This window comes from Treponema sp. (genome assembly GCF_045641405.1).
Lineage (GTDB): Bacteria > Spirochaetota > Spirochaetia > Treponematales > Treponemataceae > Treponema_D.
In genome coordinates this window covers 1-19,016 of sequence record NZ_JAZUGX010000047.1, presented here as the reverse complement: position 1 = coordinate 19,016, position 19,016 = coordinate 1, and the positions used below count along the sequence as shown (strand labels likewise).

The 19,016-nt window shown below is 39.9% G+C and carries 15 protein-coding genes and 1 tRNA gene; 10 read left to right on the top strand and 6 right to left on the bottom strand.

Annotated features, from left to right (window positions below; genetic code table 11):
* Window positions 1-1,977 carry an alpha-amylase/4-alpha-glucanotransferase domain-containing protein gene (locus tag ACKI39_RS07255; protein WP_407399100.1) on the top strand — a complete coding sequence of 659 codons (1,977 nt, stop codon included), beginning with the start codon at window positions 1-3 and terminating at the stop codon, window positions 1,975-1,977.
* Window positions 1,978-2,073: 96 nt separating this feature from the next.
* On the opposite strand, the gene rfbD is transcribed toward ACKI39_RS07255, so the two are convergent.
* Entirely contained in the window at window positions 2,074-3,033 is a 960-nt protein-coding gene (gene rfbD, locus ACKI39_RS07250) for a dTDP-4-dehydrorhamnose reductase (protein ID WP_407399098.1), read from the bottom strand.
* A 108-nt stretch (window positions 3,034-3,141) separates the two neighbouring features.
* Here rfbD and ACKI39_RS07245 point away from each other — a divergent pair, with 108 nt between their 5' ends.
* From ACKI39_RS07245 to ACKI39_RS07225, 5 genes are read left to right on the top strand one after another with little or no spacing between them, the layout of a single operon-like run.
* A complete protein-coding gene (locus ACKI39_RS07245; RefSeq protein ID WP_407399096.1) occupies window positions 3,142-4,068 on the top strand; it encodes a ribonuclease Z in 927 nt (308 codons plus the stop codon).
* Window positions 4,058-4,774 carry an ABC transporter ATP-binding protein gene (locus tag ACKI39_RS07240; RefSeq protein WP_407399094.1) on the top strand — a complete coding sequence of 239 codons (717 nt, stop codon included), beginning with the start codon at window positions 4,058-4,060 and terminating at the stop codon, window positions 4,772-4,774. The genes ACKI39_RS07245 and ACKI39_RS07240 overlap by 11 nt, the downstream gene beginning before the upstream one ends.
* A 1-nt stretch (window position 4,775) precedes the next feature.
* Window positions 4,776-7,013 carry a Gldg family protein gene (locus ACKI39_RS07235; protein WP_407399092.1) on the top strand — a complete coding sequence of 746 codons (2,238 nt, stop codon included), beginning with the start codon at window positions 4,776-4,778 and terminating at the stop codon, window positions 7,011-7,013.
* The gene (locus tag ACKI39_RS07230) at window positions 7,010-7,864 is read left to right on the top strand and encodes a hypothetical protein (RefSeq protein ID WP_407399090.1); all 855 of its coding nucleotides are present in this window, start codon (window positions 7,010-7,012) and stop codon (window positions 7,862-7,864) included. The genes ACKI39_RS07235 and ACKI39_RS07230 overlap by 4 nt, the downstream gene beginning before the upstream one ends.
* Window positions 7,861-9,207 (top strand): bifunctional folylpolyglutamate synthase/dihydrofolate synthase, encoded by a 1,347-nt coding sequence (locus tag ACKI39_RS07225; RefSeq protein ID WP_407399088.1) that lies wholly within the window; start codon window positions 7,861-7,863, stop codon window positions 9,205-9,207. The genes ACKI39_RS07230 and ACKI39_RS07225 overlap by 4 nt, the downstream gene beginning before the upstream one ends.
* 4 nt (window positions 9,208-9,211) lie before the next feature.
* Here ACKI39_RS07225 and alr read toward each other — a convergent pair whose 3' ends face one another.
* Window positions 9,212-10,363: an alanine racemase gene (gene alr / locus ACKI39_RS07220; protein ID WP_407399086.1), complete on the bottom strand. Its 1,152-nt coding sequence runs from the start codon at window positions 10,361-10,363 to the stop codon at window positions 9,212-9,214.
* A gap of 126 nt (window positions 10,364-10,489) precedes the next feature.
* On the opposite strand from alr, the gene ACKI39_RS07215 reads away from it, so the two are divergent.
* A tRNA-Leu gene (locus ACKI39_RS07215) sits at window positions 10,490-10,573 on the top strand.
* A 64-nt stretch (window positions 10,574-10,637) separates the two neighbouring features.
* On the opposite strand, the gene ACKI39_RS07210 is transcribed toward ACKI39_RS07215, so the two are convergent.
* Both ACKI39_RS07210 and ACKI39_RS07205 read right to left on the bottom strand, forming a co-directional pair.
* Window positions 10,638-11,033: a double zinc ribbon domain-containing protein gene (locus ACKI39_RS07210; protein WP_407399084.1), complete on the bottom strand. Its 396-nt coding sequence runs from the start codon at window positions 11,031-11,033 to the stop codon at window positions 10,638-10,640.
* Window positions 11,033-11,998: a hypothetical protein gene (locus ACKI39_RS07205; protein WP_407399082.1), complete on the bottom strand. Its 966-nt coding sequence runs from the start codon at window positions 11,996-11,998 to the stop codon at window positions 11,033-11,035. The genes ACKI39_RS07210 and ACKI39_RS07205 overlap by 1 nt, the downstream gene beginning before the upstream one ends.
* A 72-nt stretch (window positions 11,999-12,070) precedes the next feature.
* Here ACKI39_RS07205 and mfd point away from each other — a divergent pair, with 72 nt between their 5' ends.
* On the top strand, window positions 12,071-15,793 hold the full coding sequence (gene mfd / locus ACKI39_RS07200; protein ID WP_407399080.1) for a transcription-repair coupling factor: 3,723 nt from the start codon (window positions 12,071-12,073) through the stop codon (window positions 15,791-15,793).
* Window positions 15,794-15,817: 24 nt separating this feature from the next.
* On the opposite strand, the gene ACKI39_RS07195 is transcribed toward mfd, so the two are convergent.
* Both ACKI39_RS07195 and ACKI39_RS07190 read right to left on the bottom strand, forming a co-directional pair.
* A complete protein-coding gene (locus tag ACKI39_RS07195; protein ID WP_407399078.1) occupies window positions 15,818-16,060 on the bottom strand; it encodes a hypothetical protein in 243 nt (80 codons plus the stop codon).
* Window positions 16,061-16,121: 61 nt separating this feature from the next.
* Window positions 16,122-16,682 (bottom strand): hypothetical protein, encoded by a 561-nt coding sequence (locus ACKI39_RS07190; RefSeq protein WP_407399076.1) that lies wholly within the window; start codon window positions 16,680-16,682, stop codon window positions 16,122-16,124.
* Between the two features lie 167 nt (window positions 16,683-16,849).
* Here ACKI39_RS07190 and ACKI39_RS07185 point away from each other — a divergent pair, with 167 nt between their 5' ends.
* The gene (locus ACKI39_RS07185) at window positions 16,850-17,257 is read left to right on the top strand and encodes a hypothetical protein (protein ID WP_407399075.1); all 408 of its coding nucleotides are present in this window, start codon (window positions 16,850-16,852) and stop codon (window positions 17,255-17,257) included.
* A gap of 288 nt (window positions 17,258-17,545) precedes the next feature.
* Complete coding sequence (locus tag ACKI39_RS07180) at window positions 17,546-18,652, top strand: hypothetical protein (protein WP_407399073.1); 1,107 nt, start codon at window positions 17,546-17,548, stop codon at window positions 18,650-18,652.
* Window positions 18,653-19,016: the final 364 nt, after the last annotated feature.

Sequence of the window (19,016 nt, the reverse complement as noted above, 5' to 3'; positions counted from 1 at the left end):
ATGAGCCAGCTGAATGTCTGTCTTGAACTTGCTGCCGACATCTCGTCAGGAAAAGACCAGAGCCTTCTTGAAGAAAACTATCAGAAAATTTTCAAAGGCGCTTTAACATTCCTATATTCTCACCCAGACTTCTATCTGTCCATTGCCTTTACTGGACCTCAGCTGGACTATTATGAAAGAAAGCACCCTGAATCAATACAGCTTCTTAAAGACCTTCTTTTAAGGAAACAAATTGAAATCATAGGTGGGGGATACTATGCCCCCATATTTCCGCTGATCTATCCAAGGGACAGGTCTGGACAGATTGAGAAGATGTCCATATCCATAAGGCAGACCCTTGGTAAAAGACCATGTGGTCTATACCTTTTTGGAAGCATTTGGGATCCTATGCTTATCACAAGCTTCAACTCGACTGAAATGTCCTATGTTTTCCTTGACAGTACCTTGATCGCCCAGAAATATCTTAAATGTCTGCCAATAATCACAAGCGAACAGGGAAAAAGCCTTAAGGTTCTTCCTACTTATAAAAATCTTCTTCCTGAAGAAAAAGAAAGCAAAAAAGATTGGACAAAACGCCTGTCTAGATTCTACGAAAAAAACAGAATTGAAGACTGCACAAGACCTGTTGTTTCCATTTCCATAGATTTTGATTACTTTGGCAGACTTCTATCCAGCGGTTTCCTCAACGACCTGTTTGACTTCAATCTTGATTCAAACTTTCATGAAAAAGCAATCAACTACACATTGCCACACGACTATCTCTGCAACGCTGTAGATTTTCTACCAGTCTATATTCCTGCTGGAATGGAATGGAACATTGCACAATGGGCTTCAGTGCCATACACAAAAACAGAGAATTCAAGCCATTTTCCATTGTCTATACACGACTATCTGAACATTTACCCCCAGAACAATCGTCTATATGAAAGGATGATGTACATAAGCATGCTCATCTTCCAGGCAAAGGGCGGTGACAAGATGAGAAAGGCGAGTGCTACCCAGAGTCTATGGCAGGCACAGAGCGGAACAAATTTCATCTGCTACCCAGAAGGTGTTCCAGCTCCTGCAGAACTGAGGCAGGCAGCCTACAGAAATCTGAACGAAGCAGAACGCTTTGTAAGAGATGCCTCAAAACAGAGCAAGGAATCCCTTACCACATACGACTACAATGGTGATGGTCTAAATGAATATATAGCTTTCATGGAACGCTACAATGCGGTCGTTTCTCTGAAAGGAGGACAGATAACCGACTTCAATCCAATAAAATCAAGTTCAAACTATGCGGCAAGCATTTCTGCCATTGAAAAGTTTGACGGTTTCACTGACGGCTATACACGAGGCTTTTTTGTCGAACATCTAAGCTCTAAAGGTGATCTCAAGAAATATCTGGACAACAATCAGATTTCTTCTCCAATGTTCTCCAAAACACTTTTTACGGAAAGAAAGCTTGAGATCAAAAGAAAGGAAATTCATCTGGAAGGAAGGGGACTTTTTTCTGAACTTGAAATTCCTGTATCCTTAAGAAAGAACATCACCTTTACCCAGTCTGGAATCAATGTTCAGTACATCCTTAGGAACGAAAGTGAAGAAGAGCTTAACGGACTGTTTGCGGTTGAACTGAACTTTGCTCAGACACGATTTGACAAGGAATATGCAAACGGGGCTCAGTACTCGGTTGAAATCATCCAGAACGAAGAGCTGAAACAGTTTGACCAAAAGAAAAAATTCTCATTCAACAACGGTGTTGCATTCATACACATAACGGACACGGCAGACAAACGGGTTTTCGAAATTGAGCCAAATGAGCTAGCAGGATTTTCATGCTCATACCTTTCATTCAAACGCCCAATGAAAACTCCAGAACCAGAAGAAACTTCGCGAACTCTTATATCAAGCCTTTTCTGGGAAATAAACATTGCGCCAGGAATGGAAAAAGAAAAATCCATATTCCTGAACATCGTCCCAATGAAAAAATAAGAGGGAATGTCCATAACTGTAAATCTGCTATTGGACAGCCCCTCTCGTATAACCTTTCAAGACATCAAGTAAATGAATGATCCCCAACCAGCCTGATCATTTAGGCTCAAACCTTGGACTCTTGATGAATTTTTCAAGGCTTTCTTCCCATGAAGGAATCTTTATCTTCAACCCCATCTTTATCTTGTCTTTACTGAGCACCGAATACTGAGGTCTTTTTGCATCTGTAGGGTAATCCTCCGTGAGGCATGGTTCTATCACGCAGTCCTTTGTGATTGTTCCGTATTTTTTTCCATACTCATAGATTTTATTGCAGAATTCAAACCATGTTGTTTCACCCTGATTTGTAAAATGATAAATCCCATAAGGCAAAGCGGATTTCTTTCCAAAAAGAAATGGAGCCTTGTCTGAAGAATCAATTATCTTTACTATGGCTTCCGCAAGGTCTACTGCACAGGTAGGAGTTCCCTTCTGGTCATTGACAACCTTTACAGAATCCCTTGTATTCATGGCCTTTGTCATGGTGTATACAAAATTCTTTCCATCAAAACCATACAGCCAGGCTGTTCGGATGATGTAATAAAGCGTCATTTCCTTTTCTATCTGTCGTTCACCTTCTGCCTTTGTCTTTCCATATACACCTATAGGATCCTTAGGATCTTCTTCTGTATAAGGAACTTTTCCATTGCCGTTGAAAACATAGTCGGTGGAAATATGGATCAACTTGGCACCGATTTCCCTTGCAACACGTGCAATGTTGAGGGGACCTTCTGCATTAAGGCTTTCTGCAAGGTCAGGTTCAGACTCGGATTTATCAACTGCAGTATAGGCAGCACAATTGATAACCCAGGTTATTTTTTCAGGAACCTTCCTTTTTCTAACCGTAAGCCCAGTTGTGTTTGCCGCAGGTCCATGACTAGATGCAAATTTTCTCAGCTCCGATGAATTCGTAATATCTACTTCGCGGTCGCTACCGATCCACTGAATTTTATTTTCAGTAAGCTGTCTGGCGATTTCACTGCCCAACATGCCTTTATCCCCAATAAGCCAAACCATGATTTTGCCTCCCGTTTATGCAATGCATCAATTATATATAAATTCATATTTCATCACAACAAGGCTTTTATTGAAGAAAGTGATGTTTTCTTATAAAATGTTTTCAATATGAATATGGAAGCTTTTGTTTTGGGCTGCGGTGGTATGATGCCGCTTCCTTACCGTCATTTGACATCTGTTCTTCTCCGTCGTGATGGTGATCTTTTCTTGTTTGACGGTGGAGAAGGGACTCAGGTTTCACTCCGCAGACTGAATCTTAAATGGAAAAAAATCAACGCAATATTTGTTTCACATACACACGCAGATCATGTTACTGGACTTCCTGGAATTCTAATGCTTTCTGCCCAGGTTGACAGGAATGAACCTTTATACATCTTTGGACCTCCAAAAATCGCAGAATACATAGAATCAAGCCGTAAAGTGCTTGATATGTATATCAACTATCCTATTGTCGTAAAGGAAATAACAGCGCCCTGCGATGTTTACGAAGGTGACGGCTTCAAGGTTCGTGCTTTTCCATTGGAACACACCAAGACCTGTGTAGGATATACCCTTGAAGAATACGATCGTCCTGGTGAATTCAATCCTGATGTTGCCATTGAGCTTAAGGTTCCACGAGGTCCTCTTTGGGGTAAGCTTCAGCACGGCCAGACAGTACTCAATGAAGACGGTCAGGAAGTAAAGCCAGAGCAGGTTGTAGGACAGGCAAGAAAAGGCCGAAAATTCAGCTTTGTCACAGACACAATGTATCTCCCGACCATCGCCTCCGAAGTAAAGAACAGCGACCTTCTTATCTGTGAAGGAATGTTTGCGGACGACTGCGCAGACCAGGCAAAGGAAAAAAAGCATATGACATCACGCCAGGCTGCCAACATAGCAAAAGACGCAGAAGTAAAAAGAATGGCATTGATCCATTACAGCCCACGGTACAATGACAAGGATCTGGATCTTCTTTTGAAGCAGGCAAGGGAAGTTTATCCACAGGCAGAACTTTCCAGGGACAGGATGCATATAGAGATTCCTTATGTCGAATAATTCTGTAGAGATTAAATCCTTTACAAAAAAATACGCATCGAAGACGGCCTGTGATGAAATCGATTTCATGGCAAAAGAAAATTCAATTACAGGTCTCTTAGGTCCCAATGGAGCAGGGAAATCCACACTCCTGAAAACGATATGCGGAGAAATTTACCCAACGTCAGGTTCTGTATCTGTCTGCGGTCTAGAGCTCCCACAGGATATAAAAAAAATCATCGGTTTCGTTCCAGAGACTCCAGAGCTTGAAAGCAATCTAACGGTAAAAGAAACACTATTGCTTGAAGCAGATCTATTCTCCGTCAAGGATGCTGTGAGTTCCATTGAAAAAGCGGTAAAACTATGCGACCTTGAGGATGTTCTTTCATGCAAGATACGGACCCTTTCAAAAGGCTACAGACAAAGAGTCAATCTTGCAAAGGCGATATGCATTGAACCAAAGGTTCTAGTCCTCGATGAGTTCTCAGCTGGCTTGGATCCTAAACAGACAGTACAGCTTAGAAAAGGAATAAAGGAACTTTCAAAGAGTACCACCGTGATTTTTTCTACCCATCATATAGAAGAAGCGATTTCACTCTGTGATTTCATCTACATCATGAATCATGGAAAAATCGTCGCCGAAGGAACTGCTGAATCAATCTCAACAAAGCAGGGATGCAGGAATCTTGAAGATGCATACCTTAGGCTGATTGAAGGTGGTGTCTAAAATGAACAGACTGATACATCGATTTCTTCACAAGATCTGCCACACAACCTCAAGCTACATTGCATCGATTGTTTACATTACATATATTGCATTGCAATGGTTCATCGGCCAACGATTTTTTGCAGGCATGGGCACGACAGACCTACATCGATTCTTTGCGGCATTCCCATTTGCCTTCATAGTTTATGTTCCTTTGCTGGTTTCTGTATCCAAAATTAGGCGGCAATGGTCGTTTCCATATTCAACCTCATACATCGCTCTTGGCTGGATATTATCTGTATTCCTTGTTGCACTGGCTTCTACCATGCTCACAGCATCAGTTCCTCTTGCCGTAACAGCTTTTGGTGACATCGAATGGTCGCAGTTCTTTTCTGGATATTTTGGAATCCTACTTTTTATGCTTTGTGCAATTGGATTTACAGCATTAGTTTTTACATTGATAAAAAGCACTGCCGTAGGTTTCGTTGTATCCGTAATCGGTCTTGCCTTATGCAACTCTATACACAACATTCCGCTTTACATAGATCCAGGAAAATTGACTTCCTTTATCATCAAAAGCATTTCCTTTGCATGGAATTTTGATTCCTTTGCCAAGGGCATCCTTGATTTAAAACAGATACTCTATTTTATGCTTGCTTCAATTCTTTTTTATTCATTGATCCTATATTCAGTTGAAAAAAGAAAAGGAAACAGCAATGAAAATTTCAGAAAGGCATCAAAGGTCATTACATCGACATTCCTCATTCTCTGCGCCCTTACATCTTTCATAAATGTGAAATTTGACCTTACACGAGCAAAGAAGTTTTCAATCACAGAATACACAAAGCAGATAGTCTCAAAGGTCACAGAACCTGTTACAATCACATATTACCTGTCTCCAAGCCTAAAAAATCTATATCCTCAGGTAAAGGATGTCACAGACTATCTAGAAGCCTTTTCTTCAACCTCAAGTCTGATTTCATTTAAAATCATAAACCCGTCAACCCAGGAGCTGCAAAGGCGTCTTGCCGATCACGGAATCAATGGACAGCCCGTAAGGACAAATTCAGTTTCCTCATCAACGGTGACAAAGGTCTATTCCGCAGTTGTGATGGACTATCTTGGAATGACAGAAACAATTCCTTTTGTGCTTGCCGCATCCACATTGGAATTCGACCTGGCACAGAAACTGAATTCACTTGTCGAAGAAAAAAAGAATCTTGTCCAGATCGTATGCGCAAATGATCTTTCTATTGAAAATGACTACAGCTATATGGTTCCTTACTTAAAGTCCCTTGGCTATGTTCCGTTTGTAAGTGAACTCCCTTCATCTTCAACCGATGATGACAGAAGCTTCATTTCATTTCCAACGGTTCCCCTTATTGTCCTTGGCTCTGAAAGGTTCACAAGAAAAGACAGCAAATGTCTTGAAGAATTCATTCTTAAGGGGGGAAAGGCTTTCATAGCAACTCAGCCATATAGCGTAAACCTAAAGGACGACTGGTCAATAAGACAGACAGAGGAACAGCTTTACTTCCAAAGAATTCTCTTTACCTTTGGCATCTACTTTAAAAATACCTTGACCTGCGACATTTCAAACTTCAGGCTGACCATGGTAAGCGATACAGGAACAAACGGAAATCCTGCAGAAAAAAATACGGAATATTTAAACTATTCACTTTGGCCTGTCATAAGACCTCAGGTTTTTGCTCCAGACGGAATGACAACCTTCTGGCCTTGTGCATTCGACATCGACAATGATGTTGCCGACATGGAAAATCTTGCCGTAAGCCCAATACTGACAACAAGCACAGGTTCATGGCAGATGGAAAAAATTGATGAAAAATTCATCACAAGTCCTTTTGTCTGTCCTAAAACACCTGCAGAAAATGAATTAAAAGGGGAGTTCACCATCGCTGCGGCAGTTTCTAAAAAAGATAATCCTGAAGATATAGAATTAATCCTACTTGGTGACCAGTACGCACTTTCTACACCGATGATTTCCTACAGTTCTTCAGATGCAATGGATTTTAGGTCGATGGAATTTCTTGGCAACAGCCTTTTACTTTTAAGCGGAGAAAAGGATCTTCTTGCCTTAAAAAACAAGAGCACATTCAATCACAGCCTATATAAAATATCGGAGCAGGAAATTGAAGAAGCCGTCAGAAAGACTTTCTTCATCACCATAATTCTACCGATTCTAATGATCATAGGGGCAGGTTTATATTCTGCTTACAGAAGGAGAAAACATTTTAGATGAAAAGACTTCCTACCAAAAAGGCATTCATGCTTTTCTACGCTTTTGACATTGTACTTCTTATAATTGTTGCGGTTTTTCTGCTGCCGTTTTCAAAAAATAGAAATGTTCAGGAATCTATAAAAACGGCATTACTTGATTCTGCGTTGGAAAAAGAGATTACCGAAATCAGAATCGTTGACAGACAGAAAAAATACGGAATCACCATGTACAGGATGGATGACCGCTGGATTGGAACCGACACGGAATCAAACAACACCCTTTATTGGCCAGTAAACCAGCAGACAATGGAAAGATTTTTTAAGGCTGTCACAACGGAAAACATATGGACAAAGAAAGCTTCAAATGTAACTTCCTGGGAAAAGCTTGGTGTGGACACAGAAAATGCGGTAGAAGTCGATCTTAGAATTGACGCAAAGACAGCAGGAGCATTCTTCTTTGGCTTTATGGATGATCTGACTGGGGATAGATTTTTTAGAACATCAAAAGAAAGCACCGTATGGTCCTCACAATCTTCTGTGGAAAATTTCATATTCGGAATGCTTGCAAACAACTGGGCAGATCCATACCTTGTTCCGCCATGTATAAGCGGTATGTCTCCAAAGGATAGTGAATCCTATCTTAGAAGAGGAGAGCTTGCCTACATAAAACCTGGAGACCATATTCAGCCAATTAAAACTTTCAAAAAATATTTTGAATCAGGCAATCATGCAGTCTATTCTTTTTATGAAAAGGATGATCAGATAGTCGTGATTCCTGAATTCTACGGAGATGAATACCTCAGACTATTGAGCTATAGATATACCATCAGCAGATGGACATACGACAAGTTCATCAAGGAGCTGGATAAATGAAAATCGAAAAATCAGCAATTGGAGTCTTTGAAGAGTTCGCAGAGGACTACCTTAATTTTGAGAAAACTCCAAAGAAAAATATTTTCTGGCTCGATACAATGGAATTTCTTTGCAACAGATTCGGGAATCCAGAGCTTGCATGTCCAAGCATCCATGTAGCAGGCTCAAAAGGTAAAGGCTCTGTATCCATGATGATAGCAAGAATTCTTGATGAAGCAGGGTACAGAACTGGCCTCTATTCTTCACCGCACATCCTGGATTTCATTGAAAGAATAGGTTCCTGCAAAGGTCCTTTTGAAGAAGCAGTATACGAAAAATCCGTAAAGGAACTCATTGATTTCGTTCGGTCGGTAAAGACTGAAGATCTTCCAGGAGAAAGACCCATCACCTGGTTTGAACTTGTCACCTTGCTTGGAATTCTTTCCTTTGCCAATGCAGGGTGCGACTACAGCGTCTATGAAGTAGGACTTGGAGGACGTCTCGATGCAACAAATGTCCTAAAGCCCGAAGTCTGCTGCATCAACCAGATAGAACTTGAACACACAGAATTTCTTGGGGACACAGTGGAAAAGATTGCCGCGGAAAAAGGTGGCATAATAAAACAAAACACGCCTGTATTCGTAGCTGAACAAACAGAAAGCGTAAAGCAGGTGTTCAAAAAGATTGCAGGGGACAAATCTGCACCCATATTTTTTGTCGATGAAATCTCAAATATCTCTCAGATTGTCTATAAAAATACTCAATTACACTGCACAATTTCTTCAATATTCTTCAAAAGACCATTGAACGTAACCTTGAACATGCTTGGAGACTTTCAGACAAGAAATGCAGCCATGGCAGCCCTTGCCGTAAAGCAGGTTTTACCAGACCTTGATGAAACCATAATCGAAAGAGGTCTTGAAAAGGCTATTCTTCCAGGACGCTTTGAAATATCTGGAAACATTGTCTACGATGGAGCCCACACCGTAAAAAGCATAGGCTTTACAATGGAAACCTTTGAAAAAATATTCAGCAATCAAGGACCCATAAACGCACATCTTCTTTTTGGATGCGCCGCAGACAAGGAGGTTGAAAAAATAGCCACGCTATTCAAAGGAAAATTCACAAAGGTAACCATTACAAAACCTGGCAATGTAAAGGAATCAGACATCGAAAGATTGAAGGCAGCCTTTGACGACGTAAACATAGAATACTTTTCATGCGCCGACTACCTTAAGGCAATACCTTATGCTGTAAGCAAGGCAAATGAAGAAAATGCAATCCTTCTGGTCACAGGAAGCTTCTACCTAGTATCCGAGGTAAAGAAATTCCTCCTGAGCCAAAAGTGCCTTTACTGTCAATAATGGTTCAATCTACATAGATCCTTGGAACTCTCTTGGAAATTCCACAGGTAATCTCATAGGGAATGGTTCCTGATAACCTTGCAATGTCATCCGCCGTCTGCAAGGCACCATCCTCGGCACAGCCAAAGAGAATCGCTTTATCCCAACGCTTGACCTTATGGTCTTTACCCAGTTCAACCATACACTGATCCATACAGATTCTTCCACGCACAGGATAACTGATACCATTTATGGATACAGAAACTCCCTCAGTACTAAACCTTCTGAACCATCCATCCTCATACCCAACAGGAAGAACAGCTATATCTGTATCCTTATCTGCAACCCAAGTGCAGCCATACCCAACAGACTTTCCTTTTGTAAAAGGTCTAATAGCGCATACTGAGGTTTCAACTGTCATAACAGGCTTCAAATCTATGTCGATCTTCTTGGAACTAAGATATTCGCGGGAAACCTCATCTGCATAATAGCCATAGCAAATGATTCCTGGACGAACCATATCCATATGGTATTCTGGATTATTGAGTGTAGCCGCAGAATTTGAACAATGACAGATACCAGGCTCGATACCAGCTTTTTTTATGGACTTTATGGCAGTCTTGAATTCCTCAAACTGACGCTTCGTATATTTTACCGCGCTTTTTGAAGTTCCATCGCTCAATGCAAAATGTGTTCCAGTGCCGCCAAGCACAAGCACTCCTGTGTTCATGATTTCCTGTGCATATTTTCCTGCCATCTTAGGAGAGCACCCGATACGTCCCATTCCAGTATCGATTGCAAGATGAACAGGGAAATCCTTGATACCTACCGATTTGCATACACCTGCAAACAACTGAATATATTCACTGTCAAAAACAAATGGGGTAAGCCCATAACGAACGGCGTCAGGAATTTCTTCTGGAGAACAAAGACTGAGAAGAAGAAGGGGAACCTTGATTCCTGCAGCGCGTAGCTCTATGCCTTCATCAACAGTTGCAATGGCAAGATAATCTGCACCAGCTTCCACCGCAGCCTTGGCACAAGGAACCGCTCCATGGCCATAGGCATCAGCCTTGATGGCAACACACATAAGCACATTTTTTTTCAGAAGATTTTTTATTGACGAAACATTGGATTTTAGATGTCCAAGATGGACAATCGCTTTTGTAGTTCTCATTTTATGAATATCCTATGTCCATATATTAGTCTATTGAAAGAATTGTTTAAAGTAGATTGAATCATGAGATAGAATAAAAATGATAATTGACACTTAATGGGTAATTCTATACTATATGATTGCTTCGCCCAGGTGGCGGAATTGGCAGACGCGCTAGGTTCAGGTCCTAGTGAGGGCAACTTCATAGGGGTTCAAGTCCCCTTCTGGGCAAAAAAAAAGACCGTTGTTTCTTTATGTGGATTCAACGGTCTTTTTTTTATCTCGATTGGAATTTCTAGTAAGTACAACGCTTAAAGAAAACAACGCAGATCACAACCAGAGCAACTATGCTGCCCAGAAAAAGCCACCCAGGAACATCATCACCGAAACCTGCATTTTCATGTTTCTTGAAAGCAAGCTTTATGGATTTCCTAGACTTTCGTGAAAGCTTATGTTTTCTGCCATCCAAAGTCTTTGACTCAGGTTCTCCATATATTTCTTCATGGCTCATGGCATAGTGGCAGGAAGGGCAACCGTGCAGAAAGTCCTTTACCGTACCTATATGACCACAGTTAGGACAACGGACAGCCGCAAAGAATTTTCCACACTTGGGGCAGAATTTTGCGTTGGAAGCAACCTCAGAGCCACATCCTTCGCAAAAATATTTTGCCTTCTTTTTCTGTTCAGCCATTATTCTGTTCCAAGATTATCAACGGTATAGTCGTAAATCTGCCATATTCCATCACGTTGACGAACATAATAAGTATAGCGCTTGCGTTCCTGGAACTTTTCATTCTTGAACCATTCAAGAACCTTTACAGTTCCTTCTGTCTGTGAATATGTTGTGGTCTCTATATAGAATTTTGATGGAATAGCAACAATGTCGTAATCGATTCTCTGAAGCATAAGGTCTGCCTTGAACGCACGGAGCATATCCGCTCTTTCATCAGCACTTACACTGTTATATTTTCTACCTCTTGCAGGGTCTCTCTTAAGCATTTCCTCAAGATCCATGTAAAGGAAGAACTGATCCCAAAGGGACTTCTGACGGGCGATCACAGTCTGCTCGATGACCTTGTCTGGACTTATATCTTCTGGCTGAAGAACTATCGCACTCTTTGTCTCCACTGGCAATGCATTTGAAGCGGCAGCAGAAGGGCTTGGACGGATTTCAAGGCTAAGTCTGTTTGAAGACATGTATTTGCCCTTGTTTCTGTAAAGCTCAGGATAGAATCTAAGTTCAACATAATAAATGGAAGGATCCTTGATCTCAAGATAATCCTTTAAGTTTTCACGGAATGAATATTCTTCACCAGGCTCAAGAGTTATTTCACGGAAATATACAGTCTGATTTGTCGTCCTCTTTCTTATAAGTCCCTGTGTAGATGGAAGCTGTGCCTTCTTTACATTGAATCCAATGAAGTCAACTGAGAACATCTTGTCATCGGCAATCTTGAACCTCATCGTTTCTGCGGTTGGGTTTGAGACAGTGATGTAGACATATACAGGATTGCTTTCGGAATCTCCAGGATAGTACATTGTTCTGTCATAGAATTTGATAGAAACTTCTGCCTTGTCCTTGGTCTCCGCAACGGCTGTATGGGCAAAAACCATGAAAACTGCTATAGTTGCAAGTAATGTGCGTTTAACGTTCACAGAAATACTCCCGAGGCCTAAAAGCCTCTATTTGTATTTTAAATTTAGTCCTGTGTTTATTATCGGTAATTTATGGAAAATTCATTATTAAAATCGCTTTTACCATTGATGTCTTCCTGCAGAAACCTTCACCAATGCGTTACAGAATGCGCTGATTTACCTCAGGAGCATTTCCCTGTCCAGATTTCAGGCTCAAAGGGAAGCTTGAATTCTTTCTTCATGAGTCAATTCATTGAAAGGAACGCATTGAATGAAATCCATGCCATGCAATACGAACAGAAACACAGCCAATGGCAGAAGGATTATGTCATCATTGTATCCACCCAAAAAGATGCAGAGGAATGTGAAAGCGACCTTAATACAGTCCTTGGAGACAGTGTAGAAGTCCATAAATTGCCATGGTGGGGCACCATACCATATAGACCAGTAAATATGGGGGCTGCTGTTTTTGGAGAACGAGCAGGAGTCCTTGCAAAGATGGCAAACAGGGCACCTGCAAATTCAAAACCAAGGATATTCATCTTAAGCCAACGCTCTCTAATTACACCAGTTCCACCCGCAGACTACATAAAGAAGCTATCTATTATTCTTAGAAAAGGTCAGGAAGCAGACATTGAACAGATTGCGGCAAAGCTTGCGGAGTATAATTATCTAAGGGTTCCAAAAGTCAATCAAAAAGGTGAATTTGCACTTCGCGGAGAAGTTCTTGATATTTTCATAAGCGGAGAGGAAATGCCGATCCGCATCCAGTTTGACTTTGATACAATCCTTCAGATCCGCACATTTGACGTGGAATCGCAAAACACAAAAGACAAGATAGACCGTCTTGTAATCTATCCGATGAAGGAAATTGTCTGGACAGATGAATTGGTAGATAAACTTGAAGCTGTCTTCGACGCAGAGGATAAAGGTGGAATCAAAAACAACTTTGCAGCCTACGACAGGGCACGACGCAGCGGCATCCTGCAGACAGAAAAAGATAGTTTTGATACAGATAAAGAAGACCCTGAATATCCTCAGTCAATAAACAGCCCAGACTTCAAGACTCAGACAGTTCATCTTGCATTGACTGACCAGGCAAAAAAAGAAAAAGAAAGAATCCTCACTGAGCTGAGCGTCCAAAAGGAAACCGAGGGAGAAGAGCTTTTCTATGGAATGCTTTGGGACAGGCAGAACTGTATCCTTGACTACCTTCCATCTGACACTCCTGTATTTTTCTATGACTGGGACCGTCTGATCAATGCAAAAAAAATGCTGGATAATGAATTTGCTGTTTCTTACAGGCAAGCAAGGCAGAATCTTCCTGTATTTCTGCCATCATTGATGCAGATTGATTTCTTTGATCTTGTCCATTCCATCAAAAGGCTCTATGCATTCAGAAGCCTTGATACATTGAGCAACGCAGACGAAGAAAATCAGGCACAGACAATGGAAGGATTCGCAATGGATTTCATTTCCTCCTATACCATTGCCTGCGAAGCTTCACAGAGCTACTTTGGCAACATCAATTATTTCAAGGAGCAGATGGCCCACTATCAAAAAGAAAAGTGGCACATATTCATCTTTGCCGACAATGCAAACCAGGCACTCCGTATAAACGAGCTGGTCAAGGATTTTGTAGAAGTAAATGACAATACCATTTTTCCCGTAACGGTCCTCCCATACGCCATCACAAACGGTTTTGCCATAAGTGATGAAAACATCCTTATAATACAGGAAAATGAAATTTTCGGAAGAAGGAAAAATGCACCTAAATCCACCCGCAAGGTTCGTTCGGAAGCCCTTACAAGTTTTGTTGACCTGACACCTGGAGACTTTGTTGTCCATGTTCAATATGGCATCGGCCGTTTCATCAAGATCGATAGACACAAAGCAAATGAAACCGAAAAAGATTACATCAAGATTGAATATGCAGATGAAGACATCGTGTATATTCCTATTGAACAGGTAAACATGGTCCAGCGCTATATCGGGAGCGAAAGCGAGCATCCTCGTCTTGATAAAATCGGCTCTAAAAGCTGGAGTGCAAGAAAGGCTAGGGTACAGAAACAGGTTGAAGAAATGGCAGAACGCCTGATCGACCTTTATTCAAAACGGCAGGCCAGCCGCGGATTTCCATTCCCAAAGGATGGTGAATGGTCCGTTGCCTTTGAGGCGGCATTCCCATACGAGGATACACCAGACCAATGGACGGCAACACAGGACATCAAGGCAGATATGGAATCTTCCGTTCCAATGGACCGTCTTGTCTGCGGTGATGTAGGATACGGAAAGACGGAAATCGCCATGCGTGCAGCCTTTAAGGCAGTAATGGGAGGTAAACAGGTTGCATTCCTTGCACCGACAACCATCCTTGCCGAACAGCATTATGAAAACTGTCTTGAAAGATTCAAGAATTTTCCTGTAACCATTGCCCATATGTCTCGTTTTGTAAGTCCTGCAGAACAGAAAAAAATACTCAAGAAAGTAGAGGAGCATCAGGTCGATGTCCTCATCGGAACACATAGGATCATACAGAAGGACGTAAAATTTGCTGACCTTGGTCTTATGATCATAGATGAAGAACAGAGGTTTGGCGTAAAGGACAAGGAACGTCTAAAGGAAATGAAGACAAACATCGACAGCCTTGCCCTGAGTGCAACACCTATACCGCGCACATTGCACATGAGTCTCCTTAAAATCCGCGACATGTCGCTTTTGACAACTCCTCCTCAAAACAGGCAGCCAGTAGAAACTGCGATAGAGGAATTCAACGACGAAAAAATCGCAAGGGCAATCAGAAGGGAAGTTGACCGTGGTGGACAGGTATTCTATCTGCACAACAGGGTAGAAAGCCTTGAGGAAACAAAGGTTCATCTTGAGCGACTGGTTCCAGAAATGCTGGTGGAAGTTGCCCACGGACAGATGACAAGTGATGAACTGGATGATATTTTCCGTAGGTTCAAGATGGGAGGATTCCACATCCTTGTCTCAACGACCATCATTGAAAACGGAATCGACATTCCAAATGTTAATACAATCATCATAGACCGTGCCGACATGTACGGGGTAAGTCAGCTATATCAGCTTAGAGGAAGAGTTGGACGATCTGACAGAAAAGCATACGCATATCTTTTCTATCCAGAAAATAAAGTACTTAGTGAAGTAGCTCTAAAAAGACTTCAGGTCATCAGCGACTTTACGGAGCTTGGAAGCGGATTCAAGATTGCAATGAAGGATCTGGAAATCAGAGGCGCTGGAAACCTGTTGGGAAGAGATCAAAGTGGAGAAGTATGTGCAGTTGGTTTTGAAATGTATCTCCAGCTGCTCAATGCAGCTATCGAACGCCTTTCAAACAGCAACTGGCAGGCAAATGAAGACGTACTCCTTGAGCTTGAATATACAGGATTCATTCCTGACACCTATATCAACGACGCACAGACAAAGATGGAGCTTTACAAGAAAATCGCTTCCATCAATACTAACAACCGTTTGGATGCAGTCTGCGAAGAACTTGAAGATAGATTTGGTCCAATACCAGAGGAAGTGAAGAGTCTTTTGAGTCTGGCAAAGATTCGTATCATCTGCAACAAACTATCGATAAGTAGTCTAAAGGAAAAGAAAGGTACTGCGATGATTGAATTCAGCAAGGTTGCGGAAATAAGCATGGACAAACTGCTAAAGCTTATCCGCACAAACAGTGACCGCGTAAAGCTTGATCCACTAAAGCCTAATTTCCTAATGCTAAAAACAGGCTCCATTGACCTTAAAAGCAAAGCTGAATTTATTCAGGAAAAGCTTGAAGCATTGGTCTGAAAAAGAAATGAAAAAAGCAAGGAACTAATTGAAAAGATCATTATTGGCCTTTGCAACCAATCTATCAAATTCAGCCTGTGATTCAAGCGCCTTAAAGATATTTACGCCTTTAGCGGATTTCTGTTTCTCCATGTGGGACTTAAGGTTGTTCCATAGTTTTTTTGCGTCTTCGCTTGCCCTTATGTCTATTGAAACAGGATTCCCCTTATCATCAAATTTGCCGAATTTCTCAACTTCCTTTATGATTTTCTGAAGATTGTTTGCCATAAAATTTTCCCCTCTGTGGCATCATTATAGAACATGGCATTCAACTTGTCAAAATCGCAGTCTAAATCTTTTTAAGTACAAAATCCATTTTTTCTGTAACATAAAATTCTATGCAAGCTCCCTTAAAAATACCGCCGATAAAAGCAACCATTATAAGGGTCCAAAACAGTGAATGTACATTTCCTTTTTTATGCCAAATCAATTCGTCCTCAGAGTCCTTTGAAATTTCATCCTGATTTGCAAGCAGGTCAATGGAACACCCCTTGATGATGTCATAGGCATCTCTTAATCCAGTTGGTTTTTCAATACCGATGTTGACACCTTCTTTATTGAAATAATCAAAGAGAACAGCTTTATAGCCATCCCCAAGCTCCAGTATTTTTTTTGAGGCAAGCTCCAATCGTCCCATCACCATGTTTGAATAAAGATCAAGGAATTGTTGTGGAGCGGATTGATCTATGACTTTCTCATAGTCACCATCAGGCAAAGCACCGCAATTCATGTCCATATAGTCAAGGAATTCGCTGCCATATTTTTGCGCCGCAAAGTTCACTATGTCCGAGGCAAGAAAATTAAAAAGTCTGATCCTGTCGAACAACTGTCTGTAGTCCTGACCATTCATTTTAAATCCTCCATTTCAATTATGTCGTGTAGACTTATTATGCCTTAATTTTCTTTATGCTTCAATTTGCTGAGATTGAGGCATAATTATTTTTCATTTAATTCATAAATAAATTTTGATAAATGAAACATTTGATGTTATCATTTAAAATATTGGAGGACATATTTATGGCATGTTGTAAAAAGGCTGCACCTGCAGAAAAAAAGGAAACTTCTATTGAGAAGACTCCTGCACAGAAAGCAGTTGATACAAGAAGAAAGAATCTCATTGCAGAGCAGAAAGAAATGCTGGACAAATCAACCTCGTCCGCAGCTCACAAGCAGTGGATTACAAAGAAGAACAATGAGATTTCCGCAAAGGATGAAAAGATCACAAAGCTGACCGCAGAGAAAAAGGATCTTAAGGCTGAAATCAAAAAACTTCAGGTTGAAAACAAAGCTCTTACAAAAGAAATTGCAAGACTTGAAAAAAAACTTGCTTCCGCTGTTCCTGCAAAAAAGGAAGCAAAGACACAGAATGCAACAAAGAAAGCTTCAACTAAAGCAACAAAGGCTACAAAGACCGCAAAAAAATAGTTTTCATCCAGCTGGAATCTAAAGACAAAAAGACTGTTTTAGGTCACTCTTTGAAGGACTCATAAATTCTGAGCGTCATCGATTTTGACCTAGACAGTCTTATTTGACTTCTAGAACTATAAAATATCTAGCTGTCTCCAATCTTCTTGCAAAGGCATTGATTTCTCCTGTGCCCACCAGCCGATGAAATATGAACATTCAATTAAAAACTATGCTGCAATTGAACAGTTAATCATTTATATCAATAGGATTTTAACGAAAAAGAAATATATAAATTGAGAGACAAAAATGAAAATTAAAATGATGTTTTTTGTTGTAATACTGACTCTACTATTTTTTTCTTGTAAAAACAAAGAAAATATTGTTTCAGAAACAAAAAATTCTTTATTCAAAAACTTTATTAGTCAACATTCAATAACCAATAGTGATGATGCTATACATGATGAAATAAAAAAAACTGAAGATGATTCGTATCTAATAAAAAATCATCAAGAAGAATATGAAAAATTTTTTAAAATTAATGAAAGTGAATATTTTGGAACAACCGCATCCATAAGTATTAATTCTGATGATACTAATGTTTACTTACAGCCTAATCCAAATTCAAAAGTATTGGGAACACTTCGTAAGGGTGATATTGTAAAAGTATGTGGTTTCTCAAGTTCAAATGAAGAAATTTTTAATCACGAAAAATGTTTTCTCAAAATTATTATAAATAAAGATTTTCCAGAATACTATCATGATGATTACACTAGCGTAGCATGGATAAAGAATAGTGACACTGATATTGATAGCAACATCTCATTAAGCAAGTTTATATTTTCAGATTCTAAAATCTGCATAAAAAGAAATAATGTAGTTTCAAAAGTTTCGTTTGATATTATAGAAAATGGGTATAAGAATTTTCCTATTTTTATATGGTGTTCCTGCTCAAAGGATTTTATGTTTAATGATCCTGTAGGTATCTTTGCCATTGATTATAAAAATGAAGAAATTATCCATTTATCGGATATAGGTTGTATCGAAGAATCTGCATGGAGTTATGTGACGGATGACCAAAGACTAATTTTAGAAGATTTTGGAACTTATTTCGGATTAAGAGGATTGAAAATATTTGAGATTGATACCAATAAGATTTTATATTCAGGTTTATACCTTGGAACCTATGGAGGTTTGCAAAAAGAGGATTCTAATATTACTGTAGTTGAAAGATATTCAGAGTGGGATATACAAAATAATATGATATCAAATGAATCAATTAAAAAAGCAGAACAATATAGAGAAAGTTTATCTGAAGATGAAGTGAATTCATCAGAAATAATAGTATTGAATAGATTAAATCTTGAAACGTTGGAAAAGTCATTCATTCGTTGCGAATTGATTCCTGAGATATAAAATTATTTTTTCACTTTTATCTCTATATGCAGAAAGAATTCCATTAAATCAAAGTTATTCATACATGGAAGACAAAGACTATATTTTAAACAAAATTAAATACTATCTAAAAGAGTATAAAAAGCATGTCTATGAATATATAAGTAATAGGAATAAATTAAATATCTAACATTTAAGTAGACAGAATACACATTATTAAAAGTAACTTAATACCTCACATTCTGGTGTCCGTCAATTTTGGGCCCCCTGGGGAGCCAGCCAGACACCTTGGGGTTCAAAAGATGTGATTTTTATGTTCCAAGGTAACAAATTTTTCCAGTCATCTTCAGTCCAGCCATCAGTATCGGCGGCCTGTTCAAAAATA